At 34.2% G+C, this 26,324-nt stretch carries 21 protein-coding genes; 7 read left to right on the top strand and 14 right to left on the bottom strand.

The window, feature by feature from the left end:
• Positions 1-182 precede the first annotated feature (182 nt).
• Complete coding sequence (locus A8L32_RS03005; RefSeq protein WP_071797437.1) at positions 183-500, top strand: DUF3795 domain-containing protein; 318 nt, start codon at positions 183-185, stop codon at positions 498-500.
• Positions 501-527: 27 nt separating this feature from the next.
• Here A8L32_RS03005 and A8L32_RS03000 read toward each other — a convergent pair whose 3' ends face one another.
• The gene (locus A8L32_RS03000) at positions 528-1,073 is read right to left on the bottom strand and encodes a CIA30 family protein (protein WP_083631155.1); all 546 of its coding nucleotides are present in this window, start codon (positions 1,071-1,073) and stop codon (positions 528-530) included.
• A gap of 115 nt (positions 1,074-1,188) precedes the next feature.
• Positions 1,189-1,359: a Lacal_2735 family protein gene (locus tag A8L32_RS23375; protein ID WP_143525003.1), complete on the bottom strand. Its 171-nt coding sequence runs from the start codon at positions 1,357-1,359 to the stop codon at positions 1,189-1,191.
• A gap of 156 nt (positions 1,360-1,515) precedes the next feature.
• Here A8L32_RS23375 and A8L32_RS02995 point away from each other — a divergent pair, with 156 nt between their 5' ends.
• Positions 1,516-2,523 (top strand): metal-dependent hydrolase, encoded by a 1,008-nt coding sequence (locus tag A8L32_RS02995; RefSeq protein WP_066627612.1) that lies wholly within the window; start codon positions 1,516-1,518, stop codon positions 2,521-2,523.
• A 770-nt stretch (positions 2,524-3,293) separates the two neighbouring features.
• Here the strand turns inward: A8L32_RS02995 and clpB are convergent.
• Positions 3,294-5,876, bottom strand: a complete 2,583-nt coding sequence (clpB, locus tag A8L32_RS02985) for an ATP-dependent chaperone ClpB (RefSeq protein ID WP_066627705.1) — start codon at positions 5,874-5,876, stop codon at positions 3,294-3,296.
• 262 nt (positions 5,877-6,138) lie between these two features.
• Here clpB and A8L32_RS02980 point away from each other — a divergent pair, with 262 nt between their 5' ends.
• Together A8L32_RS02980 and A8L32_RS02975 are read left to right on the top strand one after the other, a co-directional pair.
• A complete protein-coding gene (locus A8L32_RS02980) occupies positions 6,139-6,645 on the top strand; it encodes a hypothetical protein (protein WP_075590023.1) in 507 nt (168 codons plus the stop codon).
• Positions 6,646-6,882: 237 nt separating this feature from the next.
• Positions 6,883-8,691, top strand: a complete 1,809-nt coding sequence (locus tag A8L32_RS02975; protein ID WP_075590022.1) for a hypothetical protein — start codon at positions 6,883-6,885, stop codon at positions 8,689-8,691.
• A gap of 47 nt (positions 8,692-8,738) precedes the next feature.
• Here A8L32_RS02975 and A8L32_RS02970 read toward each other — a convergent pair whose 3' ends face one another.
• A complete protein-coding gene (locus tag A8L32_RS02970; RefSeq protein WP_066627600.1) occupies positions 8,739-10,886 on the bottom strand; it encodes a S9 family peptidase in 2,148 nt (715 codons plus the stop codon).
• A 251-nt stretch (positions 10,887-11,137) separates the two neighbouring features.
• On the opposite strand from A8L32_RS02970, the gene A8L32_RS02965 reads away from it, so the two are divergent.
• Entirely contained in the window at positions 11,138-11,572 is a 435-nt protein-coding gene (locus tag A8L32_RS02965; RefSeq protein WP_066627598.1) for a hypothetical protein, read from the top strand.
• A gap of 53 nt (positions 11,573-11,625) precedes the next feature.
• Positions 11,626-14,718 carry an ATP-binding cassette domain-containing protein gene (locus A8L32_RS02960; protein WP_066627595.1) on the top strand — a complete coding sequence of 1,031 codons (3,093 nt, stop codon included), beginning with the start codon at positions 11,626-11,628 and terminating at the stop codon, positions 14,716-14,718.
• Positions 14,719-14,778: 60 nt separating this feature from the next.
• Here the strand turns inward: A8L32_RS02960 and A8L32_RS02955 are convergent, their stop codons facing one another.
• From A8L32_RS02955 to rpsA, 10 genes are all read right to left on the bottom strand, one after another.
• On the bottom strand, positions 14,779-15,159 hold the full coding sequence (locus A8L32_RS02955) for a DUF1987 domain-containing protein (protein ID WP_066627593.1): 381 nt from the start codon (positions 15,157-15,159) through the stop codon (positions 14,779-14,781).
• 23 nt (positions 15,160-15,182) lie between these two features.
• A complete protein-coding gene (locus A8L32_RS02950; protein WP_066627591.1) occupies positions 15,183-15,731 on the bottom strand; it encodes a SiaB family protein kinase in 549 nt (182 codons plus the stop codon).
• Between the two features lie 133 nt (positions 15,732-15,864).
• Positions 15,865-16,791, bottom strand: coding sequence for a serine O-acetyltransferase (locus A8L32_RS02945; protein WP_066627588.1), 927 nt, complete (start codon positions 16,789-16,791; stop codon positions 15,865-15,867).
• Positions 16,788-17,303 (bottom strand): AAA family ATPase, encoded by a 516-nt coding sequence (locus A8L32_RS02940; protein WP_066627586.1) that lies wholly within the window; start codon positions 17,301-17,303, stop codon positions 16,788-16,790. The genes A8L32_RS02945 and A8L32_RS02940 overlap by 4 nt, the downstream gene beginning before the upstream one ends.
• An 8-nt stretch (positions 17,304-17,311) precedes the next feature.
• Positions 17,312-17,923 (bottom strand): nicotinamide riboside transporter PnuC, encoded by a 612-nt coding sequence (gene pnuC, locus A8L32_RS02935; RefSeq protein ID WP_066627584.1) that lies wholly within the window; start codon positions 17,921-17,923, stop codon positions 17,312-17,314.
• Positions 17,923-19,533 (bottom strand): S41 family peptidase, encoded by a 1,611-nt coding sequence (locus A8L32_RS02930; RefSeq protein WP_066627581.1) that lies wholly within the window; start codon positions 19,531-19,533, stop codon positions 17,923-17,925. Before A8L32_RS02930 ends, pnuC begins: the two co-directional genes overlap by 1 nt.
• Positions 19,534-19,725: 192 nt before the next feature.
• Positions 19,726-21,255, bottom strand: coding sequence for a glutamine-hydrolyzing GMP synthase (gene guaA / locus A8L32_RS02925; RefSeq protein ID WP_066627578.1), 1,530 nt, complete (start codon positions 21,253-21,255; stop codon positions 19,726-19,728).
• Between the two features lie 78 nt (positions 21,256-21,333).
• On the bottom strand, positions 21,334-22,254 hold the full coding sequence (locus A8L32_RS02920; RefSeq protein ID WP_066627575.1) for a ribonuclease Z: 921 nt from the start codon (positions 22,252-22,254) through the stop codon (positions 21,334-21,336).
• 2 nt (positions 22,255-22,256) lie between these two features.
• Positions 22,257-22,607, bottom strand: a complete 351-nt coding sequence (locus tag A8L32_RS02915; protein WP_066627573.1) for an STAS domain-containing protein — start codon at positions 22,605-22,607, stop codon at positions 22,257-22,259.
• Between the two features lie 43 nt (positions 22,608-22,650).
• The gene (rpsA, locus tag A8L32_RS02910) at positions 22,651-24,501 is read right to left on the bottom strand and encodes a 30S ribosomal protein S1 (protein WP_083631154.1); all 1,851 of its coding nucleotides are present in this window, start codon (positions 24,499-24,501) and stop codon (positions 22,651-22,653) included.
• A 426-nt stretch (positions 24,502-24,927) separates the two neighbouring features.
• On the opposite strand from rpsA, the gene A8L32_RS02905 reads away from it, so the two are divergent.
• Positions 24,928-26,256, top strand: coding sequence for a UDP-glucose dehydrogenase family protein (locus A8L32_RS02905; RefSeq protein ID WP_066627570.1), 1,329 nt, complete (start codon positions 24,928-24,930; stop codon positions 26,254-26,256).
• Positions 26,257-26,324: the final 68 nt, after the last annotated feature.

The raw sequence follows: 26,324 nt of genomic DNA, 5'->3' as shown, positions 1-26,324 counted from the left end.
GTATAGAAGTGAGTATTTCCTACTTCTCCATTATCATTTTTTTCGATACAGAAATATTTCTAAATTGTAATGAATTTGCTTATCCGTTGGCCGTAGCCTTGCACTTATAGTAGCTGTGAACGTATACTTATAAGGATAGCAGGGTGAAAAGAAATATAAGTTTCAATCAGAAATAATACTTGATGAATCAACTCTTTTTATATAATGGATTTGTTCCCCCTTGTGGCATTTATTGTGGAGTATGCCCAGTTTTTGTCCGCGATAAAAACCTTTGTTTAGGTGCTGAAACCAGTTGCAAAACAAAAAAGTGTAAAAGCATTTATGTATGCTGCATTGATAAAAAGAAGCTTGATTACTGTTATCAATGCAAAACTTATCCTTGTAGTAGATTTAAAAAATTCGCAAATACTTGGTTAAAACACGGGCAGGATTTATATAAAAATCAAGAATTACTCAAAGCTAAAGGTAAAAATCACTTTTTAATAGTAATGAATGCTTAAGACGATTTATATACTTTATTAAAACTTTTACTTATATAGTTTAATCCAATCTATAGAAAGCTCAAAATAACCTGATTGCCTATCTGAAATCAGCAAACCTATTTGTGCAATATCATCCGACTTAAGAACTGGTTTATCATCTAAGGTATAACCTCTAAAAGTAGGCTTAAAGTCGTTAAATGAAATATTATACTCCTTCCATTTATCTTTTTCGGTTTTTATTTTTGCCTGATATGCATAGCCATCAAAGTTTTTGTTAGTTCTAAAACGCAAGCTATACATACTACCATCTCCTTTTAAGCGAATAGATACTCCTTTAAAATCGCCTTGTTTTATAGAATCAATATTACTACGAACCGATGCAAAACCACCATTATTCTCGAGTGAAACAAAACCCTTAAAAGTGGCAGATCCATCACTATTCAATTGAATACTACTTTCCGACAATCCGCCCATTACACCATCATTAATCACTCGCCATTGCCCTGATTTATTTTCCGACTCAAAGTCGTAAACCGTGTATTGATCGTTAAAAGTTAAGAGTGCCATAAATATTAAAATTGTCGTTTTCATCCTTATAAATTTATATTCAACTATCCGATGTTACTCCCGAATAAAATTAATCATCTACCTAATTATAAATAGGCTAATCAGATTTGCATGCCACTTTCATGTATTAAAATCTAGTTTATCCTTCTTGTAACACCTGGATTTTTTTCATAACCATATTAGCCTCTGCAGCCATTTCATCACTAGCTCTTCTATTAATTCGAGATAATCTAAATGCTTCCTTGGTTAACTTTTGATACTGATTGTGTAGCTGCTCGACTTTCGTTTTCTTTTTAAAAAATTTAAACATGTTACTTTATTTTAAAAGATTATTAATTTACTGATTACTATACTTGTGTTATTAATATTACACTTTGTTTATCTTTTCATATATATAATTAAACATTTATTCTAGCAAAAGGTTTACTAAGTACGATGGATTTATAATTTTTTTAATAAGAACAATATGGATTTAGTAACACAAACCGTTTTAGGAGCAGCAGTAGGCGAAGCTGTTTTAGGCAAAAAGGCAGGTAACAAAGCCATTGTATGGGGCGCTGTTGGAGGACTAATTCCAGATTTAGATGTATTGATTACCCCTCTTTTTAGTGAAGTAGATGCTCTGTTTGTTCATCGTGGTTTTACGCACTCTATCCTATTTGCTTTTTTGTTAGCACCCATATTGGGTTGGTTGATTTATCGACTTCATCATAAAAGTGTAAATGCTAGCAGAAAAGATTGGAGCTGGTTAATATTTTGGGCCGCCTTCACACATCCATTACTAGATTATTTTACCACGTATGGCACGGGCGCTTTCCTTCCTTTTTCAGGTTATCGCGTTGAATTAGGTACTATTGGTATAGTAGATATATTTTATACTATTCCTTTTATAATAGCATTAATGGTTATTCCTTTTTTTAAGCGAACTTCTCTTTTTAGACGCAATATGATAATATCCGTACTTTACCTTACTACCTTTTATTTGGCAGGTACAGTGGTGAATAAACTGCATATAAATACCATCTTTAAAAAGGCCTTTGTTCAGCAACAGTTTGATGTAAAAAGCTTTAAAACATCTCCATTACCATTGAGTAATTTTTTATGGATGGGAATCGCAGAAATTGATACTGGATATCATGTAGCTTTGTATTCAAATTTTGATGCTCAAATACCGCAGAAGTTTATTTATATTCCTAAAAACAAACACAAACTGCAATCTTTTGAAAACGAAAAGGATATAAAGAAGTTAATTCGATTTACGAAGGGTTTCTATCATATAAATGAAGATGAAAATGGACTTTATTTAGCCGACTTACGATTTGGAAAAATGGGCATAAGCGAAAATGCCGACTTTATCTTTAAATTCTATATAAAAAATATGGATGGAAATCTGCTCATATTACAAAGTAAAAAAGCTAAAAAAATGGAAGCTTCTGCCTTTACTGATTTTATCAATCGAATAAAAGGTATTTAATGAGCCCGAAAGTAGGATTGATTTATATGCGATTTCTGCATATATTTAAACGGAGGATACAACATAACAATAAGTTTATCCTCTAAATTTCTATTTTACACCAAGCAGTATTAATATAGAAGACAATAACATGGCAACAACTCAAACTTTAAAAAAAGTAGGATTTTCAGTTTATCTTATCTTGGCAGTACTACTCACTCTTTTTGTATTTAAAGCAAATGACGAAACACAGCCAATTAAAGAACTATTTCAATTTGAATATTTGTTACCAGCACTTATGTACTCTTTAAGTACTGTATTACTATGTTATCTTATTTTCAGATTGTTTTCAATTTATGTGCACAGATACGTTTCATTTACTTTATCCATCCTCATTGGAGTTCCGCTAGGTTTATTTTTTATACAACAGTTTTTTATCATGATAACAAGAATGAGTATTTAGATTCTCATTGATGATGAATAATGGGCATGCAAAAAGAAAACAATTCTAGTCATAGAATAATAGTTGACCTAGATATCACGTCTATTCGAATGCAGAATAATTAAGATTGCGAATGTAATTGTAATTCAGATACAAAGAAAGCATTCATAACCAGACTCCTTTGAAATTTGAAGAAACTAAAAATAGTAAATAACGCTTTATAAGTGAACCACCTCGGGCAAGCCTCGAGGTATTAAACCTTTTGGCTGCACCAATAAAAACCTATCAAGAATTATCATCCTCAATAGGTTTTATCATTTTATTCATCCTATTCTATAAATACTCAGCTCTAGTTACTAAAAACTAGGCTATTATCCTCATGGTCAATCATTATCTTTTTATTTTTATCAACTGCATCTGCTAATATTCTTTTTGATAACTCATTTAATACTTGCTTTTGAAGCACTCGTTTGATAGGTCGAGCTCCAAACAATGGGTCGAAACCAGCGCTGGCAATAAATGAAATAGCTTCGGTACTGATATCTATTTGTACTTGTTTTGAGGCAAGCGTTTTCTTAATGCCGTTAAACTGAAGGGCTACAATTTCTTCAATCTCTTTTCTACTAAGTGGTGTAAACATGATGATATCATCTATCCTATTCAAAAACTCTGGCCTTATGGTACTTCGTAAAAGCTCAAATACTTCTTTCTTGGTTTTCTCTATTACTTCTTCCGAATTACTTTCTGATACAGCATCAAAATTCTTTTGTATCAAGTGACTACCCGCATTTGAGGTCATGATAATGATAGTATTTTTAAAATCCACTACTCTACCTTTGTTATCAGTTAAACGCCCATCATCGAGCACTTGCAACAATACGTTAAAAACATCAGGATGCGCCTTTTCTATTTCATCCAATAACACCACCGAATATGGTTTGCGACGCACCGCCTCAGTCAACTGACCTCCTTCATCATAACCCACATACCCTGGAGGTGCTCCTATCAATCTTGAAACTGAATGTCTTTCCTGAAATTCAGACATATCAATACGCGTCATCTTATTCTCATCATCAAATAAATAGGTAGCTAAAGCCTTGGCCAGTTCCGTTTTACCAACACCCGACATACCCAAAAATATAAACGAACCCACAGGTCGCTTTTCATCTTGTAAACCAGCTCTACTCCTTCTTATCGCATCCGAAACGGCTTCAATGGCTTCTTCCTGACCAACTACTCTTTTATGTAATTCACTTTCTAGATTCAACAATTTTTCCTTCTCGCTTTTGAGCATTTTAGTAATTGGAATGCCTGTCCATCGACTGACTACCCCAGCAACATCTTCTGAATCTACCTCCTCTTTAATTAAAGCATTCTCTAGTTGACGATCTTTTAGTTCCTGCTTGAGTTCTTCGATGCGCTCTTCAGCTACCTTTATTTTACCGTAACGTAACTCAGCCACCAAATCGAATAAACCTTCGCGTTCCGCTTTTTCCGCTTCAAATTTATAGTGCTCAATATCTGTCTTCTGTTTTTGAATATCATCCACAATAGATTTCTCCTCTTGCCACTTTGCACGAAAATCACTTTGTAAATCCTTCAATTCCGATAATTCTTTCACCAAATTTTGAAGCTTCAACCCGTCACCTTCTCTTTTGATAGCTTCGCGTTCAATCTCCAACTGCTTCACCTTACGGTCTAACTCATCCAACTCCTCAGGAACTGAATTCATCTCCAATCGTAACTTAGCTGCTGCTTCATCAATGAGGTCAATAGCCTTGTCTGGTAAAAACCTATCAGAAATATATTTAGTGGATAAATTAACCGCTGCAATGATGGCATCATCTTTAATTCTAACCTTATGGTGATTTTCGTAACGTTCTTTTAATCCGCGTAATATAGATATGGCACTAATGGTATCTGGTTCATTCACCATCACCTGTTGAAAGCGTCTTTCTAAAGCTTTATCCTTCTCAAAATATTTTTGATATTCACTTAAGGTTGTAGCACCCACGGCTCTCAATTCACCACGTGCTAAAGCAGGCTTTAATATATTGGCTGCATCCATGGCACCTTCTCCTTTTCCTGCACCAACTAAGGTATGTATCTCATCAATAAACATGACGATATCGCCATCGCTTGAAGTCACCTCTTTTACCACAGCTTTTAAGCGTTCTTCAAACTCTCCTTTATATTTAGCTCCAGCTATCAATGCACCCATATCTAAAGAGTAAATCAATTTAGATTTTAAGTTCTCTGGTACATCTCCATTTACAATTCGAATGGCTATTCCTTCCCCAATAGCGGTTTTTCCAACACCTGGCTCTCCAATTAGTATCGGATTATTTTTAGTACGTCTCGATAATATTTGAAGTACCCTCCTTATTTCTTCGTCTCTTCCAATCACAGGATCTAGCTTGCCCGAGCGCGCTCTTTCATTCAGATTAACCGCATATCTGTTTAAGGCATTGTAATTATCCTCCGCTGATGGAGAGTCTACCTTAGCTCCTTTTCTTAATTCCTGAATGGCCGCTTTTAAAGCCTGTTCTGTCACGCCTGCATCTTTTAATAAATTAGATACAGCATCTTTCACTTTAAGTATTCCAAGCATCAAATGCTCAACACTAACAAACTCATCGTTAAATTCTCTCAAATAGTCCTTAGCCTTCATTAATAGCTCATTAGCACTTTTTGACAAGTATGGCTCACCACCAGAAACTTTGGGATAACCTTCAACAATAGCTTTAAGTGGAACTTCTATATTTTGTGCAGATAACTTATTTAATAAATGTGGTATCACATTTTTATCTACCTGAAGAATTCCCATTAAAATATGTCCAGGTTCAATGGCTTGATGATTGAGACCCGTGGCAATTTCAATCGCCTTTTGAATGGCCTCCTGCGATTTAATTGTATATTCCTTTAAATTCATTTTTATTTTCTTTTTGAAAAATTCATTATAAACGTAACAAAACATTTGCCAGCCCGTAAACCACGCCATTTTGACCTTGTTTTGAAAATAATATATGCCATTTTTTCACCTAGTAATCCAGTAGTTTTTTAGGGTATAAGCTTTGATAAAAGAAAGCATTAATTATATTTGTTATCCGCTTATCGAAAAAAGAGGTAATTCCAAAACAACACTATTTGCCCTTGAATCCAATAACAAAGGCATTAAAAACAGATTTGACAAAATGAAAAACGTATTATTAAGTGTATTCTTTGCCATTTTAATTGTAGCCTGTGTTGCAAAAGAAGCGAAGGATAAAAAGAAAGAAAAAGCAGCTTGTTGCGAAACTTCTGAGAAAAGCACTTGTTGCGAAGAAAAGAAAACAACAGAATCTTGTTGTTCCGATCCATCGGATACTACAGCGTTAGCGATTTCGGTAGATGATCTTTTGGCTAGCCCTGAAAAGTATATAGACAAAAAAGTAGAGTTAACAGGACTTGTAATGCACACCTGTAAACAAACTGGTAAAAAAATGTTTATTGCAGGAAGCAACGATTCAATTTACATTAGAATAGAGGCAAGCGAAGAAATAAGTACTTTTGAGCCAAGTTTAGAAGGAAATAAAATTGCTGCTACAGGAATTGTAACCCTTGCTAAAAAGGAGCCACACATGCATGCTGAAGGTGAACCTTGTACTGCAGAGCAGAAAAACGACTACACCCTTACGTGTCAGAATTTTAAAACACTGTAAGAAATTAGCAATACAATATTTTGAAACCGGCCTTACAGCCGGTTTCTTTGTTTATAGACAATCTCAATTCAATTACATTAAAGTCTTTAAGCCATAGTTCCTGTATCGAATTAGTTTATTTTAACTGAAATTACAACTTCCTTAGTTCAATTTCTTCATATATTAGAGTTTTACAATGTTTAGCTTTTGAGAAAACAACCTACATACTTTAGTTATAGTCGTTATCATGTAATACCATTGATAATAACAATACAACTATTCCTGCTATGTTCGGCTGCTTCTGCACAAAACATTACAAACCCAACTGATACCTTAAGTAGTCCTGCATCTATTCAAAAATATTTAAAGCAACAGGCCGATAGTAGTTACGTATACAAAAAACTATACGAATGGCTTGTTACTTCTAAAAGTTCCAATGTTTCAAAACATGATTTAACCTTAGCTTTTGATAGAGCTAACCAACAGCAGAACAATAAAATTATTCGGGAGGTGAAAATTAAACAGGTTTCGCCCTTTGCTAAAAATATACTTGATACTGTTGGAGTTACGACCAACAACTTAGAAAAGAACCTAAATAAGCTCCGATTCGAAACCCAAACCAGTATCATTAAAAACAACCTAACCTTTAAAAATGGAGAGTTTTCTAAATATCAAAAAATTAGAGATAGTGAACGTATTTTACGTTCGTTGAATTTTATTACCGATGCTTTAATCATTGCTGAACCAGATAAAACAGATTCTACTTTAGTAGATATTTTGGTAATTACTCAGGATAGCTATCCATATGGTGTAAATACATCTTTATCTGCAACTAATGCAAGATTAGGAATATACAGTACGAACGTACTAGGTTTTGGATTAGAACTTGAACACAGTTTGAGTACAGTACCTACCGATAACCGAGATTTTGGATTTTATGAACATATCCGGTGGGAAAATATATATGGTTCATTTATCACCCTAGATGCAGAATGGAGTGATTTAAATAGGGCACATTATATAAATGTAGGGGCGCACAAGGATTTTTTTATCCCTGAAATAAAATATGCCGGAGGTTTTCATGTCAAAAAGAACCATAAAATTCACGATCCTGAATTTGAAGATGTTTATGATGATAATTACGATTATCTAATTCAGGATTTTTGGCTTGGTAAATCGATACTCATCAATGCTGAAAACTTTTTTGATAGATCGAATCTAACATTTATGGGGCAGACCATGATCTCCAATTATAATAACCTGAGCGATTCAATGATGCAAATGCCACATTACAAACCTAATTTGTATGTATTTGGCTCTGTATCCTTTTCTAAAAGAGATTTCTATAAAAACGAGCTGATATATAATTATGGAAGAACCGAGGATGTTCCTTATGGATTTAATGGCGCATTGAGTTTTGGATATAATCACAATAACGCAAAAAACAGACCGTATTTAGGTGCTCATTTTTCATTAGGAAAGGCGCTTATTCCAAATAAAGGCTTTCTGTACTTTGGTGGTGAATACCAGACATACTTATATAATGGGCATCCTGAAGATTCTAGAATAAAATTACAAACCAAGTACATTTCGTCCTTAAAAAATGTGGGTAGGCACCGATGGAGGTCGTTTGTATCATTGAACTATGTAATTGGCATGCACCATAGCAGACCAAACTATCTATTTATCAATGAAGCTAATGAAGGTATCAGAGCCTTAAGGAATTTTAATTTAAGAGGAACAACGAAACTGGTTTTCAACTCTGAGAATATTCTGTTTTCAAGTAAAGAATTGTTGGGGTTTAAAATGGCATTTTTCACTTTTTATGATATGGCTTGGCTATCCACCAATGATCAATTATTAGAAAGCAAACCCTATTTTTCTTTGGGAGGTGGAATCAGAATCAGAAACGACCATCTAGTATTTAACACTATACAGCTACAATTGGCGTTCTTTCCAAGAATACCACCAGAAGGAAGCCCTACTGATTTTAATCTTTCTGGAGAAAAAATTGGTCAGTTTAATCAATTTGGTCCTCGTAAACCATATGTAGATATTTACAAATAGAAAGGGCTACCAATCATGGCAGCCCTTTCAAATAATCTATTTAACCCTTATAAAAAATCGTTAAAGTAAGTAGTCACTTTTTGCATTAAATGAACACGATCTGCACCTCTTACATTATGCTCGTGTCGAGGATATACAAAATAATCGACTTGCTTTCTGTTTTTTATACATTGCTCAATAAAAACCATGCTATGCTGCCAAACTACAGTAGGATCAATAGCACCATGAATCACTAACAGACGACCTTCAATAGTCTGCGTACGATCATTTAGGTTGGTCATGGCATAACCTTCTTTATTTTCTTCGGGAGAATCCATATAACGCTCACCATACATTATTTCGTAGTATTTCCAATCGGTAACTGGTCCTCCTGAAACGCCAACTTTAAATACTTCAGGATACTTTTCCATAAGATTAATAGTCATAAAACCACCAAAACTCCAACCATGCACTCCTATCCTATCCGCATCAACATATGGCAAAGACTTTAAATACTTCACACCTTCCATTTGATCCGCAGTTTCCGCTTCACCTAACTGACGATGAATCACTTTCTCGAAATCACAACCTCTATCGGGTGTACCGCGATTATCCATGGTAAAGGCAATATATCCTTGCTGTGCCATATACAACTGCCACATACGAGCAGATCCTAACCAACTATTTTTTACCATTTGAGCATGTGGTCCACCGTAAACATAAACAACCACAGGGTATTTTTTAGAAGCATCAAAATTTGGAGGTAAAATCATACGACTATATAAATCAGTTTCTCCATCAACTGATTTTATTGTATCCATAACTATCTTACCTACTTCGTAACCCTTAAATGGATTTTCAGCCACATGCAATAAACGTGTATCTTTCTTTTTTACATCCAACACCTGAATTACACGTGGAGTAGATACATTTGAGTACATATCAATCACTTTATTGCCTGACTTACTAACAGTAATCGTGTGCACACCTTCCTCTGATGTTAATCTTTTCATCTTACCACTACTTAACGATACTTTATATAAGTTTCGGTTTAATACACCTTCGTCTTTTGTGGCAGTAATAAAGATATTTTTACCTGTCGTATCAAAACCATGTACCGATGTAACCACCCATTCCCCTTTGGTTAGCTGTTTAAGCAATCCTTTATTTATATCATAAATATATAAATGATTAAAGCCATCTCTTTCGCTCTGCCAAATAAACTGAGCACTTTTATTTGGAATAAATAAAGCGGGGTTTTCAGGTTCAACCCATCTATCGCTTTTTTCTTCGAATAACTCTTTTACAAAAGTTCCCTTTTTTGAATCATACATTTTTAATTGCATATGATCCTGACCTCTATTCAATTCGGCTATTAAGATATTTTGATTATCCGCACTCCAGGCGATATTTGTCAAGTACTTTTCTTTGGGTTCGCCCGTATTCATATAAACCAAAGATTGGTCTGTAATATTATAAACACCCAGCGTTACCTCATGACTCTTCATACCAGCCATTGGGTATTTAGTATTTTCCACTTCAGCAACTCTTTTATTTACGTTCACCAAAGGATAATCTGTCACCATAGATTCATCCATTCTGTAAAAAGCAACAGAAGTGCCATCTGGCGACCAGAATATGCCTTTTTGAATGCCAAATTCATTTCTATGAACAGACTGTCCTAAAACAATACCATCTTCTGATCCTTCCTCAATCAAAACAGCTTGCTGATCTTTACTTAATATGTAAAGGTTATCATCTTTAATAAAAATAGCTGCGGAAGATTCAAGGTTGAAATCGATATGTTTTGCTCCTTCCGGAAATTCCAAAGTATAATCAATCTTTTTACTTGAAACATTATAAACCACAATAGCCTGGCCATTATTAAACCAAAGTTTTTCGCTATTAATCCAATTAACACTCCATAACGAGGTAAGTGTTTTTAATTCCTTTTTAGATAAACTCTCATTAATATCCTGAATGGTGATTAAAAGATCTCGTTGCTCTTCACCAGTAACTATAAATAAGCTATCTGAAGTATTTAAAACCAGATCATCCGAATTCCCTAAAAACTTAATGTTTTTGTAACTTGGAATAAATTTTCTATAATTTTTACCCCCAGAAATGACATCTTCCAGACTTAATTTGTTATTGCTTTGTGCGCTAACTGATACAATATGCAGCAGCAGAATAAATGATAAGATTACTCTTTTCATAAGTTTATTTAATATTAGTAATTATTGATTAGGCACTAAATATGAACGATTTTTTTAAGAAAAAGAATAATAATTGGCAGGTTGCACATATTTTGTAGTGTTTTTTAATAAAAATAGCTATTTTAGACAGCAAATTAAGGGCATTTAATTACTGTATAAAGAATAATATATTGTAGTTTTATACCGTTAGAGTAACAGACCGTAATTTTCGAAATAATATTAGCACACTCAAAAAAATAAACGCGCCACTCATGAAAAAAGGACTTGTTTTAACCTTCATCATTATTTTAGCAGTAAATGTTTTCACACCTTCATTGGTTAATTCTCAAGAGGAAAAAACACAAGATTGTTCAAGCTTGATTACTTCACCATTTATTCCTAATGGACAACCTCTTAGAGCTTTTTTAACAGGTGACGAAGTGGCCGAATTTCATACTACATTTTTAAATGGAAGCATGTATAGATTAGCTGCTTGCTCTGGAAGAAACGAGCCTATCATTTTTTCGGTATACGATACCAACAGAAACCTATTGTTCTCCAACGACGAGCATAATAAAACTAATACTTGGGATTTTAAAATAACAGGTTCTGTAGAGTGTATTATTGAAGCTAAATTAGATACAAAACAAGCTACTTCAGGCATGGCATTGATGTATATCGGATTCAAAAGCATGCAAGAGAACTAAACCTACATAAGTTATAACGCGATATAGGTTATTTTTAATTAAACTAAAACAAAATGAGTGAGGGAATATTAAAAGCTTTAATACAACTTTTTGCTTTAATAGCTTTTCCTCAAAAAGACAACGAATCCAGACGTAAAATAGTAAGAGACTTCCTGGACCAGCAGCTTAATCAGCAGATGGTTGAAGAATATCTTAGTATATACGAATCGTATTATCAAGAGCACGTCTCCAAGTTAGCCAAACTGCAACAGCACGACAATACTCGTTCTAGTTTAACGTCTAATTCAGTTAAAGCTTTACGCATATCTAATGCCATCAACAAAGAGCTAACCCACTACCAAAAGCTCATTGTTATCATTCAGCTCATCGAATTTTTGAAATCAGGAGTTGAAATAAGCCATTTCGAAAAGGACTTTGTAAGCACTATTGCCCAAACGTTTCATATTAAAGATAGCGAATATGCTTTAATGGAAAGTTTCGTTATTGGTGATGCATCTTCTGAACTAGATGACACTAACGTCTTGGTCATCAATAACCAGGAAAAGAATGCCTATAAGAACACCAGACACCTATATTGGGAGCATGTTAAGGATGAAATATCTATTCTTAGAATTCGATCAGGAAGCTTATATTTATTAAAAATAGGCAACCATATTGACATCAACATTAATGGTCAATTATTAAGTTCAGATAGAATTCATGTATTAACACCTGGCTGCTCCATACGGAACAACCGCATTAACCCAATTTACTATACCGACATTGTTGGGACCTTTGCCAGCGATAATATTTCCACTCCAATTTCATTTTCAGTAGAAGCTATTTCCTATCAATTTAAAAATAAAGCCTATGGTGTACAACCATTAAGCTTTCATAGCGAATCTGGCAAACTGGTTGGAATAATGGGTTCAAGTGGAGCTGGTAAAACTACCTTAACCAACATATTAAGCGGTATATACAAACCATACACTGGCAAAGTACTGGTTAACGGTATTGATATACATGAAGAATCTGATAAAACCGAAGGTTTAATTGGTTATGTTTCTCAGGATGACCTTTTGATGGAAAACCTTACGGTATATCAAAACTTATTATATAATGCCAAACTATGCTTTGGTGATTACAGTGACTTTAAAATAAAAAAACGTGTCCTCGACCTCTTGTCCTCATTAGGCTTGGGTGACATTAAGGATATGAAAGTAGGCTCCCCACTTAATAAAAAGATTAGTGGAGGTCAAAGAAAAAGACTCAACATTGCACTTGAGTTAATGAGAGAACCTGCAATTCTTTTCTTGGATGAACCAACATCTGGATTATCTTCGAGGGATTCTGCTAACATTATGGACTTACTAAAAGAGCTTGCGCAAAAAGGAAAGCTTGTATTTGTAGTAATCCATCAGCCATCTAGCGAAATATTTAAAATGTTTAATCAGCTAGTTGTGTTAGATTCGGGAGGTTATTTAATTTATGATGGAGATCCTGTTGAAAGTATCAACTATTTTAAATCTAATATAAAACAGGCCAATAGAGAAGAAAGCGAATGTAACACATGTGGTAATGTTAATCCTGAGCAAGTTTTAAATATAGTAAGCTCTCAGGTGATTGACGAGTACGGTTCTTTTACCAAAAACCGAAAGATTGATCCCAAAGAGTGGAACAAACGATTTATTAACAACAAAGAAAAAACGAATTCGTCACAAGAAAAGATAAATGGCGATTTACCAAAAATCAACTTTAAAATACCTAACCGACTAAAACAGTTTATGGTATTTATTAAGAGAGATTTTCTTTCGAAATTATCTAATCGTCAGTATCTATTAATAAACCTATTAGAGACTCCTGTTTTAGCCTTATTATTATCTTCTATTATAAAATATTATAATGTTGATGCAGTTAACAATCAAGGTTATATTTTTCAGAACAATCCTAATATTGTGGTTTACATCATCATGAGCGTAATCATTGCACTCTTTGTTGGTTTAACCGTTAGTGCAGAGGAAATAATCAGTGATAGAAAGATATTAAAACGTGAAGAATTCCTTAACCTAAGTAGGTTTAGTTACTTAATATCTAAGGTATTTATACTCACGGCAATTAGTGCTATTCAAACTTTATTACTTGTTGCTATAGGTAATAGCATAATTGAAATTAAAGGTTTATTTTTTGAATATTGGCTGATATTATTTAGTGTATCTGTTTTTGCAAACCTCCTAGGTTTAAATATTTCGGATAGTGCAAAACAAGCGGTTAACATCTATATATTAATTCCATTTTTAATAATTCCGCAAATTATTTTATCAGGAGTTTTTATTAGCTACGATCATTTAAACCCTAAATATTCAAGTCCTAATAAGATTCCTTGGTATGGTGAAATTATAACTGCCAGGTGGGCTTTTGAGGCACTTACGGTGCATCAGTTTAAGAATAATAAATACGAAAAGGAGTTTTATCTTTATGATAAAATTAAAAGTGAAGCTTTTTTTAAAAAGGAATACTGGATTCCAGCACTTCAAGCTAAATTAGATTACAGTAAAAAAAGATGGCAAAATGACGATAGTCCTGGAAAACTTGCAGAAGCACTCTCCCTGTTATCTTCTGAAATCAGCAAAGAAGAGAATAGTGGCTTGTTAAAGACTGACACCCCATTTATTACTCATCTTAATACTAAGGATTTTAACGAACAGATATATACCGTTGTAAAAGCATATTTACAGACAAAAAAGACGGCTTATAGAAAATTATTTAACAATACGGATGATAAGCTTGACTTAAAGAAAAAGGAGTTTACAACAGACGTTGAAAGTCGGGAAAATTTCAATCAGCTTAAGCAAGATTATCACAATTTAGAGTTGGAGAGTTTTATGAAAAACACCAACAATATTTTAAAAGAGAAGATAATAGAATACAATGGAGCTCTTGTGCAGAAAGTAGATCCTATTTTCAAAGAACCACAAAAGAGCTGGGTTAAAGCTCATTTTTTAAGTCCATATAAGCGGTTTGGCTCTATTTACATGGATACCATCTGGGCTAACCTAATCGTTATCTGGAGCTTTAATCTATTACTATTTGCATCACTTCAAAGCGAACTTCTGAAGAAGTTATCCAACGTACTATCAGAGTTTTATAAGCGCATAAAAAAAGAGTAATACATCAAACATTACACTTGATATATTACTCTTTAAATATCGTCTAAAAAAACAGCTCAGCTATTCTTCCATTTCAATCATTTTAAAAGGAATATTTATGATGGATTGGTAATCCTCTCCAGCTTCAAACATATCCTCGTCATCCTCTTCATAATACCAATTCACTTCCACCTTATGCCCTTTTTTAAATAACAATTCTAGTTTTTTAAAAATATCGAGTATACACTTGGACGAACTTGTATTGAAGTATTCCAATTGAACATTTACAGCAGTTTCATCTTTACCAGCCCCATCATACTCCTCTAACCAATCGATTAAGGGCTTATAAAATTCTATTGAGTTCTCTGGTATTGATCTACCTTTAATTTCAATTACTCCTTTTTCTCCATCAAACCTAACATATGGTGTTTTTGGAGTTCCTTCTCTTACTATTGTTTCCATATTGGTAATACTATATGGTGTTTTTAACTAATATAAACGTCTAATGAAAAAAATATATGACTGTCGTTATACTTATAAAAGTAATACTCTAGTTTATTCCCTGTTTTTCTAACAATATCAAGCATGCCTAATCCGCCACCTCCTTTATCTGAAAATTCTCCATTACTCATGATATCCAGATACAACATACGAATCTCTTTATCGGTAAGGGAGTTTACTTGATCAATTCGGTCTTTAATAACACTTATTTTGCTTTTATCAACAAAGTTTCCTGTTGATATCCTGTAAAAGGAACCATCCTTACTTAGTATTATTACGCCAAAATTATGATTTTGAACCAGATCGAGGTCAGCTGGTGGTTTATCCACATGATGGTACAAATTCTGAAGGCATTCAACAAATACGTTATACACCTTTTTCCTAATCTTATTTTTTTCATTTTTAAGATTAAGACTTTTCTCAATTGTACCCAATGCTTCTGTTATCAGATCAGGAGTAATACTTCCATTGAAGTTTAGAACAACTTCTCCCTCCAATTTTTCGTTATACCACTCCTTTAAATCAAATGCCATTGCTTATTATAAAATTGCTTCACACAAATATATAAAAATTGACTATTCTTCAAACCTATTCAAACATCAATTTTTATAATAATTAAACTCAATACATGAATATATGCATTTTATTTTAAAACACAGTACTTTCTTAGATTCCTCCTCCTTCTACAAACAAGACATCACGAGGTTTAAACTGTACTAATTTTGAACCTGGCGCCACGTTATTAGTTACCCAAACATTACCTCCAATAACAGAGCCCTTGCCAATTACAACACGACCTAATATGGATGCCTGAGAGTAAATTACCACATCATCTTCAACAATGGGATGACGAGGAATACCTTTTATCGGATTACCATCTTCATCAATGGGAAAACTTTTAGCTCCTAAAGTTACTCCCTGAAATATTTTTACATTTTTACCAATGATTGAAGTTGCACCAATTACTACACCAGTACCGTGATCTATAGTAAAAGACTCGTCAATTTGAGCCTCAGGATTAATATCGATACCTGTCTCTGAATGTGCCATTTCTGAAATCATTCGCGGAATAATAGGTATACCTAACTTAAATAGTGTATGTGCAAAACGATAACTGGAAATTGCCCGAATAGCTGGATAACAAAATATTACCTCGCCATTACTTTTCGCTGCTGGATCCCCAAGGAATGCCGCTTGTACATCAGTAGTCAAAACCCTACGTAACTCGGGCAATGATGAGATAAACTTCTTGGTCAATTCAAAGGCTGCTGTTTTATGCTCACTTAGTTTCTCAGCATTGTTAGTTTCACATTGAAAGCATAAGCCTGCTAAAACCTGCAAATTCAACAACTCAAATAAACGTTCTGTGTTAACGCCCAAATAATAATGTATACTTTCCTTTCTTACAGGAGAATCTCCAAAATAACCTGGAAAAATAATTTCTCGGGCTAAATTGACTATTTCTGCCAACTTATCGCTCGATGGCATTGGATGTTCAAAAAAATGAGTGTGACATACCGCCTTGTATGACTCTTCACTAGAAAGCTGCTTAATGGTTTCTTGCAGTACTTCTGGATATTTGAAAGTGGTCATATATTTATCTTTTTATATTCTTCTATTAATGCTTTGGCATTTATCAAACGCTCCGCCCCTTTTCCTTCTACGATACGATAGTTAAAGCCATAATTATCTAATTCGTGTTGGTACGAATGAAACAGCAAACTTCTTATATTCTCATTTTCTCTTACTCCATCTGCTTCCCATTCTAAATCATCCTTACACAACAAGTACAAATCAACTGGTCGCTTTTTATATGCTGCTTCGAACCAACTTGGCATTTTTTTATATACATGTAAAAACCAAACTTTAGATACAATCAAATACGTATCGAAGAAATAATTCATTTCTAATTTTTCACACTGATCATACTGTTGAAGCTGGTACTGAACGATATTTACAACATCCTCATAATTATAAGGCCTGTTCAGCTTCTCAACATATGAACGGGCAATTTCTTCAACATACTCGCCATTATATTCCTTAGCCAACTGTTTAGCTAAGGTTGATTTCCCTACAGATTCTGGTCCGGTTAAAACAATCTTCATAAAAATACTTAAGCAACAGAAGTCTGTTTTTTATAATCTTGCAACCAACTAAAATAGCCCCAGACTGCAATTATTGTATAAATAAAAAATAGAATAGCAGTTACATATAAACCTTTGTAAACATACATTCCCATTGCCACAAAGTCAACTACTACCCATACAATCCACTGATCAATCATTTTTTTAGCTAGCATCCACGTAGCCACAAAACTAGCGGCAGTGGTAAACGCATCCCAATATGGCAAATCGGAAGCTTCAACATTAAGCAATGGAGGAATGTTTATTAACAAATAAGCCAACACTCCATACAGAATAACAAATGCAAAAAACAATTTTCCTGCCATTACATTATTTACTTTTATAATGGTAGTTTTAGTCCGACATTCTTCATCCTGCCTACTTTTCCACATTATCCAGCCTGAAATACTTACTACCAAGTAATAGACTTGCAAAGCCATATCTGCATATAATCTAGCATCATAAAAAACAGCCATATAAAAAGCCGATGTAATAATTCCCATCGGCCATAACCATATTTTTTGATTTACTGAAAAGTAAAGATAAACTAGGGCAGCAATAAAACCCACCCATTCTATCCATGAAAACTGTATATCAAACATTATTTTATCAAATCAAAATATTCGTTCTCCGTCGATAATAACTCAATAGCTTTATTATAAACCTCGGTTGTTGAGTTAATCGATTGAAAATACTCACTCGACGTCCATAAATTACGCGCTATTAAAGCTTTTATTTGCGCTTTAAGCAAAGGCATTGAATTCTCATGTAAATCCTCCACATCAGATTTAATATCTGCCTTCTTTCCTTCTTTAATCAGCTTCTCGATAATGTTATCATCCACAACAAAACCCTTTTGGTATGCATCATAATCAGGATAGTTTTTTACCAACTTATTACGATTATCATCCACATAACTGAGTATGTAACGGTTTAAAATACCATATGCCACCAAGTCTCTATAATAATCGGAATAACCACTAGTATCCGCAGGAACAAATAAATCGGGCATTACGCCTCCTCCTCCATAAACCAAACGTTGCTTTGTTTTGGTGTAATATTTATCCGCTTTATCTAAGTGAATGCTGTCTTTATTTAAAATCTCTCCATTATCATACCTTTGAAGCAACTCTTTTTGGTATGCTTCTATCCCATCGCTGTATGGCTTTTGAATACATCTTCCGGAAGGTGTATAATATTTGGCAATTGTTAATCTCATCATTGAGCCATCTTGTAGGTTTAAAGGACGCTGCACAAGGCCTTTCCCGAAACTACGCCTACCTAATACTAAACCTCTATCCCAATCTTGCACCGCACCTGAAACAATTTCGCTGGCCGAAGCAGAACCTTCATTTATTAATACGATTACCTTACCTTCTTCAAATAATCCTTTACTAGATGATTTATATTCTCTTCTCGGATTAGTTAATCCTTCTGTATACACGATTAGTTTACCATCTGGCAATAGTTGATCAGATACTTCAATAGCAGCATTTAAATATCCTCCTGGATTACCTCGCAAATCAAGAATCAAGTTACTCATTCCTTCATTTCCTAGTTTCTTTAAAGCAGTCTCTACTTCGGTATGTGTGGTAGCTGAAAATTGGTTTATTTTAATATAACCAATCTCAGGAGTGGCCATGTAAGATGCCTCTACACTATGAATTGGAATTTTATCTCGTGTTACCGTAAAGTTGATTAAATCCTTTACGTTTCTTCTTAAAATAGCGATGTCAACCTTAGTTCCTTTTTTTCCCTTAAGCTTAGTAAATACATCGGTATTTTTCAAACCGATTCCTGCCACGTTCTCACCATCTATTTCTAATATTCTATCTCCTGCTTGTATACCTACTTTCTCAGAAGGTCCACCCGAGATAGGTGAAACAACCATTAAAGTGTCCTGAAAAATATTAAATTGAATACCAATACCCTCAAAACTGCCGTCTAAAGGTTCGTTCATTTTAGCGACTTCTTCCTTAGTAATATATTGTGAGTGCGGATCTAGCTTACTCAACATCCCCACAATGGCATCTTCAACCAACTTTTCGTCATCAATCGAATCTACATAAAATGTAGAAATCAGCTTATAAGCTAACTGAAGCTTCTGCATGTCCTTATCAAACTTTTGCGCATTTATTGATAATGAACCAACAAAAATCATTATTAGAACAGCCCATATATATTTAGGAAACATACCTTCTATTTTATTCATGTTTTAATTATTTACTATCATTAGTCACAAAAAGTAATCAAGTAAATCAGATCATTAAATTTACTTGCTCACCTTAAAATTTAAAAATGTAACGTGTGAAAATTTATGTGAGTAACAAATATAAAAACAAAACAATGATTAGCTTACTATTTAAAACAAAAAAAGGCTGGAAAAGTTCCAGCCTCGTTTATATTATTCCCACTCAATTGTTGCAGGTGGTTTTGAACTTATATCGTAAACAACTCGGTTAACTCCCTTAACCTTGTTGATAATATCGTTAGATACTTTTGCTAAAAACTCATATGGTAAATGTACCCAGTCAGCCGTCATACCATCCGTTGAAGAAACAGCTCTAAGCGCTACCACTTTTTCGTAAGTACGCTCATCTCCCATTACACCCACAGAATTAACTGGCAGTAACATCACACCAGCTTGCCATACTTCGTCATATAAATCATTATCCTTTAATCCTTGGATAAAGATATGATCTACCTCCTGAAGAATATCCACTTTTTCTTGCGTGATATCTCCTAAAATACGAATAGCCAAACCTGGCCCTGGAAAAGGGTGACGTCCTAATAAAGATGGAGAAATACCCATAGCTTTACCTACACGACGTACTTCATCTTTAAACAATAGATTTAACGGCTCCACTACCTTAAGATCCATATCATCAGGTAATCCACCTACATTATGATGAGATTTAATAGTTGCTGAAGGTCCATTAACAGAAATAGACTCAATAACATCAGGATATATAGTTCCTTGACCTAACCATTTAACGCCATCAATTTTGCCCGCCTCTTTATCGAAAGTTTCAATGAAAACACGACCAATAATCTTACGTTTAGTTTCTGGTTCTGAAACACCTGCTAATTCGTCTAAGAATGCTTTTTTAGCATCAACTCCAATTACGTTAAGTCCCATATGTTTGTATGAGTCAAGTACATTTTCATACTCATTTTTACGTAACAAACCATTATCAACAAAAATACAGGTAAGATTTTCGCCAATAGCTTTGTGCAATAAAACACCAGCTACAGTTGAATCAACTCCTCCAGATAATCCTAAAACTACTTTATCATTTCCTAACTTAGCTTTCAATCCTGCTACTGTTGACTCTACAAACGAACTAGGTGTCCAATCTTGCGAACAGCCACAAATAGAAACAATAAAGTTATGCAGAATAGTTGCTCCATCCGTTGAATGATAAACCTCTGGGTGAAATTGCATCGCAAACGTAGTTTCACCTTCAATTTTATAAGCTGCAACTTTTACATCTTCCGTACTTGCAATAATTTTATACGAATCTGGTAAATTAACAATGGTATCACCATGTGACATCCACACTTGTGAATCATCCGGTACACCAGTCATTAATTCATTCTCTTTGTCGATAAAACATAGGTTAGCTCTACCGTATTCGCGAGTATTAGAAGCTTTTACTTCACCTCCGTATGTTTGAGCAAGATATTGCGCACCAAAACAAACACCTAATAAAGGTAATTTACCTTTGATGGCATCTAAATTTGGCTTTGGTGCTTTTTCATCCCTTACACTATAAGGGCTTCCTGAAAGAATTACACCTTTAACAGATTCATCCATTACAGGAATAGAATGATAAGGGTGTATCTCACAATACACGTTGATTTCTCTTACCCTACGGGCAATTAATTGGGTATACTGCGACCCAAAATCAAGAATAATTATTTTCTCTTGCATTAAACAGAGGCTTAATGGGTTTATAACTATAAAATTTGCGCAAAGATAGTTATTAAAATTAATAATAAAGAAGAATATTTAAGGTATACTGACCACATCGCCTTCATTTGCTACAAATGAATTTGAAAACTCTTGTTTTGCTTCATCTAATAGCAATGAAACATCTTTATAACGAGATGAAAAATGACCAATTAAAAGCTTACCTGCATTGGCTTTTTGAGCAATTAGAGCAGCCTGTTCGGCAGTAGAGTGATAAGTTTTTTTTGCCAATTTTGTATTATCTTTAGCAAAGGTAGCTTCGTGATATAATACATCCACATTTTTAATCTGATCCACTATACGCTCTGTATACTTAGTATCAGTACAAAAAGCATAAGAAAAGGTTTGTGGAGGATCTAAGGTGATATCTTCATTCGAAAACTTCTTTCCATCTTCATCAACAAAGTCGCCACCTTTTTTAATAGAAACCATTTCTTTTATGGATGGTTTATGTACAAAAACAAACTCCTTCTTCAACTTTCTTTCTTCTGGTTTTTGCCTGAATAAAAAACCAACTGTCGGAATTCGATGCCTTAATGGAATGGTTTCAACCTCCATGTTTTTATCAGCATAAATGACTTGCTGATCCTTAGGATTAAAGGCTTCAAAAATAACTTGATAAGGTAGATCTTTACAGAAATAATCTAACTGCGGTCGAAGTATTTTTTCTAAATCGGGATGTGCATGGATGTATAAGGGAATATTTCTACCTAACAAGCCTAATGTTGAAATAAGACCTATTAATCCAAAACAATGATCTCCATGCAAATGGGAAATAAAAATGTGATCAATTTTGGTGAATTTAATTTTGTACTTCCTTAACTGGCGCTGAGTTCCTTCACCACAATCGATTAAAAAAAACCGCTCAGATACATTGAGCAACTGAGCGGTTGGATATCTTTTTGAAGTAGGTAATGCAGAGCTACTTCCTAAGATGGTAACTGAAAATAATTTAGACATTGCTATTCAATAGCTTTCCTCATTAGTTCAACACCATCATCGGTATTTGGTGCAATGGTTAAAACAGAATCTAGCTGCGATACCGAAATTAATCGTTCTACCGCAGGCTGTAATCCCGCTAAAACAAATGCACCATCCGCATTTTTGCATAACCTATTAGCTACCAGAATAGCACTCAATCCAGATGAATCACAATAACTTGACTTACTCAAGTCCAAGAGAATATTTTTTTCTCCATTTCCAGATAATAAAACAAGCTCAGATTTTAATGACGGCGCAACGTGCGTGTCCAACTTCTCTTTCAAAATCTGAATTAGCGTAAAGTCATCTAATTTATCTATTTTAAAGTCCATCGATTAAAAAGATTTTTATTGAATACTATTCTTAAAAGTTAACTTAGTTTTTTTCGTCAGCTTCCATTTGGTCTTTCAACGCTTGTAAGCTTGAAATATCACCCAATGTAGTCTTTTCTAAGTTATCTTTCAACTTCTTCACACCTTTTTTAGTTGTTTTTGCAACTTCAGCTTTCTCTGAAGATTCAGCCGCTTTTTTCACATCTTCGAAAGTTCTTGAATGCGAAAGAATTATACGCTTAGATGCTTTATTAAACTCAATTACTTTGAAATCTAATTTTTCATCTACTTTAGCATTAGAGCTATCCTCTTTAGTCAAATGACGTGGAGTAGCGAACCCTTCAACACCATAAGGAAGTGCAATTACAGCTCCTTTGTCGAATAATTCAACGATAGTTCCTTCGTGTACTGAATCTACAGTAAATAGAGTTTCAAATACATCCCAAGGGTTCTCCTCTAACTGCTTATGTCCTAAGCTTAATCTTCTGTTTTCTTTGTCAATCTCAAGAACAACAACCTCTACCTCTTCACCAATTGCAGTGAATTCAGCTGGATGCTTGATTTTCTTAGTCCAAGAAAGATCAGAAATATGGATAAGTCCGTCAATTCCTTCTTCGATTTCAACAAATACACCAAAGTTTGTAAAGTTTCTAACTTTAGCTTTATGCTTAGAACCTACAGCGTAAGCTGTTTCAATTTTCTCCCATGGATCAGCTTTTAATTGCTTAATACCTAGAGACATTTTACGCTCTTCGCGGTCTAAAGTAAGAACAGTAGCATCTACTTCATCACCCACTTTTAAGAAGTCTTGAGCGCTTCTTAAGTGCTGCGACCATGACATTTCTGAAACGTGAATTAAACCTTCTACTCCTGGAGCGATTTCAACAAACGCACCGTAGTCAGCCATCACTACTACTTTACCCTTAACAGTATCACTTACTTTAAGCTCTGCATCTAACGAATCCCAAGGATGAGCCGTTAATTGTTTTAAACCTAAAGCAATACGTTTTTTCTCGTCATCAAAATCAAGAATTACAACATTTAATTTTTGATCTAATTGTACGATTTCTTCTGGATGAGTTACGCGACCCCACGATAAGTCTGTGATGTGGATAAGTCCATCAACACCACCAAGGTCGATAAATACACCGTAAGAAGTAATGTTTTTAACAGTTCCCTCAAGAACTTGTCCTTTTTCAAGCTTAGAAATAATATCTTTTTTCTGTTGCTCAAGCTCAGCTTCGATAAGCGCTTTGTGAGAAACAACAACGTTTTTAAATTCTGGGTTGATTTTAACCACTTTAAATTCCATTGTTTTTCCAACATACATATCGTAGTCACGGATAGGTTTCACATCAATTTGTGAACCTGGAAGGAAAGCCTCAATACCGAATACGTCTACAATCATACCACCTTTAGTACGACACTTGATGTATCCTTTGATAACTTCGTCATTTTCTAAAGCTGCATTTACACGATCCCAAGAACGTAATGCACGTGCTTTTTTGTGAGAAAGTACCAACTGACCTTTTTTGTCTTCTTGGCTCTCTACATAAACTTCTACTGTATCACCAATAGCTAGTTCTGGGTTGTAACGAAATTCGTTTCTTGAGATGATACCATCTGATTTGAAACCAATATTAATTACAACTTCTCTTTTTGTTAAAGCAATAACTTCTCCTTCGATTACTTCTTTTTCAGAAATAGTAGAAAGAGTTTTGTCATACATTTCTTCAAGATCTTGTTTTGAACCTGTATTTCCAAAAACTTCACCTTGCTCAAACTCATCCCAATCAAAACTTGCATCCGAAGTGTTAGCGTTTGACACTACTGCTTCATTTTTTACCTCAGGAGTTTCGTTTACTTCCTGAGCATTTTCGTTTACTTCACTCATTTAAAAATCAATTAATTACTAGTAGTTAGACATTATATTTGTAAAATTCCGTGCAAAAGTACGAATATTTTATCAGAAAATCTTTAGATAAAGTATTATTTTTTAACCGAATGATAGCTTTAGTAGTTCGTTATTAACATAGTCATTTACAAAAACACGCGCTCATAACTAGCTATTTATTACAAAAATTACACCATTGATAAACCTTTAAGGTGTATATTAAAAAACGCCTTCATTAAAATAATATGTCTATTTTCATATTTGTTAATAATTAAATTCTTTACATTTGAGTACGTATTTCATTATTCCGTATCATATACTTATATAATAATATACGTTCACATCAAATAATATAATTAATACAAACTGTATAAGCTACATTGAAAATACGTTTGTTTGGAAATTTGAACTATTAAAGCCTAAAAAATGAAGATCTCTATTGTTGGAACAGGATACGTAGGACTTGTGTCTGGAACTTGCTTTGCCGATGTTGGAGTTAATGTTACTTGCGTTGACATTGACGAAAAGAAAATAGAAAACCTTAAGAATGGGGTCATTCCAATATATGAGCCTGGATTAGAATCAATGGTTCATAATAATATTGAGAAGGGTCGATTATTTTTCACATCTAACTTAAAAGATTCTTTAGAGCAAACAGATGTTATTTTTATAGCGGTAGGAACACCTCCCGACGAGGATGGAAGTGCAGATTTGAAATATGTACTTGAAGTTGCTCGACAAATTGGTCGTTATATCGATCACTACACCGTGATTGTAACAAAAAGCACCGTACCTATTGGTACAGCTAAAAAAGTAAAAGCTGCCGTTACTGATGAGCTTGAAAAAAGAGGTGTTAATATCGATTTCGATGTTGCCTCTAATCCTGAGTTTTTAAAAGAAGGAAATGCCATTCAAGACTTTTTAAAACCAGATAGAATTGTAGTAGGTACTGAATCGGAACGCGCCGAAAAAATGATGAGCCGATTGTATAAGCCCTTCTTATTAAATGGCCACCCAATTATATTTATGGATATTCCTTCGTCTGAGATGACTAAATATGCAGCTAACTCAATGTTGGCTACTAAAATTAGTTTCATGAACGATATGGCTAACCTTTGTGAGATTGTTGGCGCCGACATAACCTCGGTTAGAAAAGGTATTGGCTCTGATGGCAGAATAGGAAATAAATTCATCTATGCTGGTGCAGGTTATGGAGGATCATGTTTTCCTAAAGATGTAAAAGCAGTTATAAAAACAGCCGATGACCATGGATATAAACTAAGACTACTGCAAGCCGTTGAAGATGTAAACAACGACCAAAAACATGTATTAGTTGCTAAAATAAAAGAACATTTCGGAACTAATCTAAACGGAATGACTTTCGCGCTTTGGGGATTATCATTCAAGCCTAAAACAGATGATATGCGCGAAGCGCCTGCATTGGTTCTCATTGAAGAGTTAAATAAACTAGGTGCCAAAGTTAAAGCGTACGATCCTGTAGCCATGGAGGAAGCCCAAAGAATGATAGGTGATACTATCGAATATGGAGACGATCCGTACGATGTACTTATTGATGCTGACGCACTGGTTGTTATTACAGAATGGCCTGAGTTCCGAATTCCGAATTTTAAAGTCATTGAGAAACTGCTTAAAAACAAGGTTATTTTTGATGGACGTAATATATATGACCCTGCTGAAATTGTGGAAAATGGTTTTTCGTATTACAGCATTGGACGTGGAGTTATGCAACCATAAGGAAAAATAATTATTTTATCAACGAGCTCACCCATTGTATGGATGAGCTTTTTTTTTAATTTCGCCTG

It is taken from the genome of Labilibacter marinus (genome assembly GCF_001659685.2).
GTDB lineage: Bacteria > Bacteroidota > Bacteroidia > Bacteroidales > Marinilabiliaceae > Saccharicrinis > Saccharicrinis marinus.
Note: the sequence above shows the minus strand (reverse complement) of the source record. Positions and strands in the feature narration are given on the sequence as shown.

What these genes read in the sequence shown, in the direction of transcription:
- A8L32_RS02965 (WP_066627598.1), top strand. Translation starts at nt 11,138, where the DNA reads ATGAAAAAAGGACTTGTTTTAACCTTCATCATTATTTTAGCAGTAAAT.
- rpsA (WP_083631154.1), bottom strand. Translation starts at nt 24,501, where the DNA reads ATGAGTGAAGTAAACGAAAATGCTCAGGAAGTAAACGAAACTCCTGAG.
- A8L32_RS02995 (WP_066627612.1), top strand. Translation starts at nt 1,516, where the DNA reads ATGGATTTAGTAACACAAACCGTTTTAGGAGCAGCAGTAGGCGAAGCT.
- A8L32_RS23375 (WP_143525003.1), bottom strand. Translation starts at nt 1,359, where the DNA reads ATGTTTAAATTTTTTAAAAAGAAAACGAAAGTCGAGCAGCTACACAAT.
- A8L32_RS02980 (WP_075590023.1), top strand. Translation starts at nt 6,139, where the DNA reads ATGAAAAACGTATTATTAAGTGTATTCTTTGCCATTTTAATTGTAGCC.
- A8L32_RS03005 (WP_071797437.1), top strand. Translation starts at nt 183, where the DNA reads ATGAATCAACTCTTTTTATATAATGGATTTGTTCCCCCTTGTGGCATT.
- A8L32_RS02970 (WP_066627600.1), bottom strand. Translation starts at nt 10,886, where the DNA reads ATGAAAAGAGTAATCTTATCATTTATTCTGCTGCTGCATATTGTATCA.
- A8L32_RS02955 (WP_066627593.1), bottom strand. Translation starts at nt 15,159, where the DNA reads ATGGAAACAATAGTAAGAGAAGGAACTCCAAAAACACCATATGTTAGG.
- A8L32_RS02905 (WP_066627570.1), top strand. Translation starts at nt 24,928, where the DNA reads ATGAAGATCTCTATTGTTGGAACAGGATACGTAGGACTTGTGTCTGGA.
- A8L32_RS02920 (WP_066627575.1), bottom strand. Translation starts at nt 22,254, where the DNA reads ATGTCTAAATTATTTTCAGTTACCATCTTAGGAAGTAGCTCTGCATTA.
- A8L32_RS03000 (WP_083631155.1), bottom strand. Translation starts at nt 1,073, where the DNA reads ATGAAAACGACAATTTTAATATTTATGGCACTCTTAACTTTTAACGAT.
- A8L32_RS02945 (WP_066627588.1), bottom strand. Translation starts at nt 16,791, where the DNA reads ATGACCACTTTCAAATATCCAGAAGTACTGCAAGAAACCATTAAGCAG.
- A8L32_RS02950 (WP_066627591.1), bottom strand. Translation starts at nt 15,731, where the DNA reads ATGGCATTTGATTTAAAGGAGTGGTATAACGAAAAATTGGAGGGAGAA.
- A8L32_RS02930 (WP_066627581.1), bottom strand. Translation starts at nt 19,533, where the DNA reads ATGAATAAAATAGAAGGTATGTTTCCTAAATATATATGGGCTGTTCTA.
- A8L32_RS02915 (WP_066627573.1), bottom strand. Translation starts at nt 22,607, where the DNA reads ATGGACTTTAAAATAGATAAATTAGATGACTTTACGCTAATTCAGATT.
- A8L32_RS02960 (WP_066627595.1), top strand. Translation starts at nt 11,626, where the DNA reads ATGAGTGAGGGAATATTAAAAGCTTTAATACAACTTTTTGCTTTAATA.
- pnuC (WP_066627584.1), bottom strand. Translation starts at nt 17,923, where the DNA reads ATGTTTGATATACAGTTTTCATGGATAGAATGGGTGGGTTTTATTGCT.
- guaA (WP_066627578.1), bottom strand. Translation starts at nt 21,255, where the DNA reads ATGCAAGAGAAAATAATTATTCTTGATTTTGGGTCGCAGTATACCCAA.
- clpB (WP_066627705.1), bottom strand. Translation starts at nt 5,876, where the DNA reads ATGAATTTAAAGGAATATACAATTAAATCGCAGGAGGCCATTCAAAAG.
- A8L32_RS02940 (WP_066627586.1), bottom strand. Translation starts at nt 17,303, where the DNA reads ATGAAGATTGTTTTAACCGGACCAGAATCTGTAGGGAAATCAACCTTA.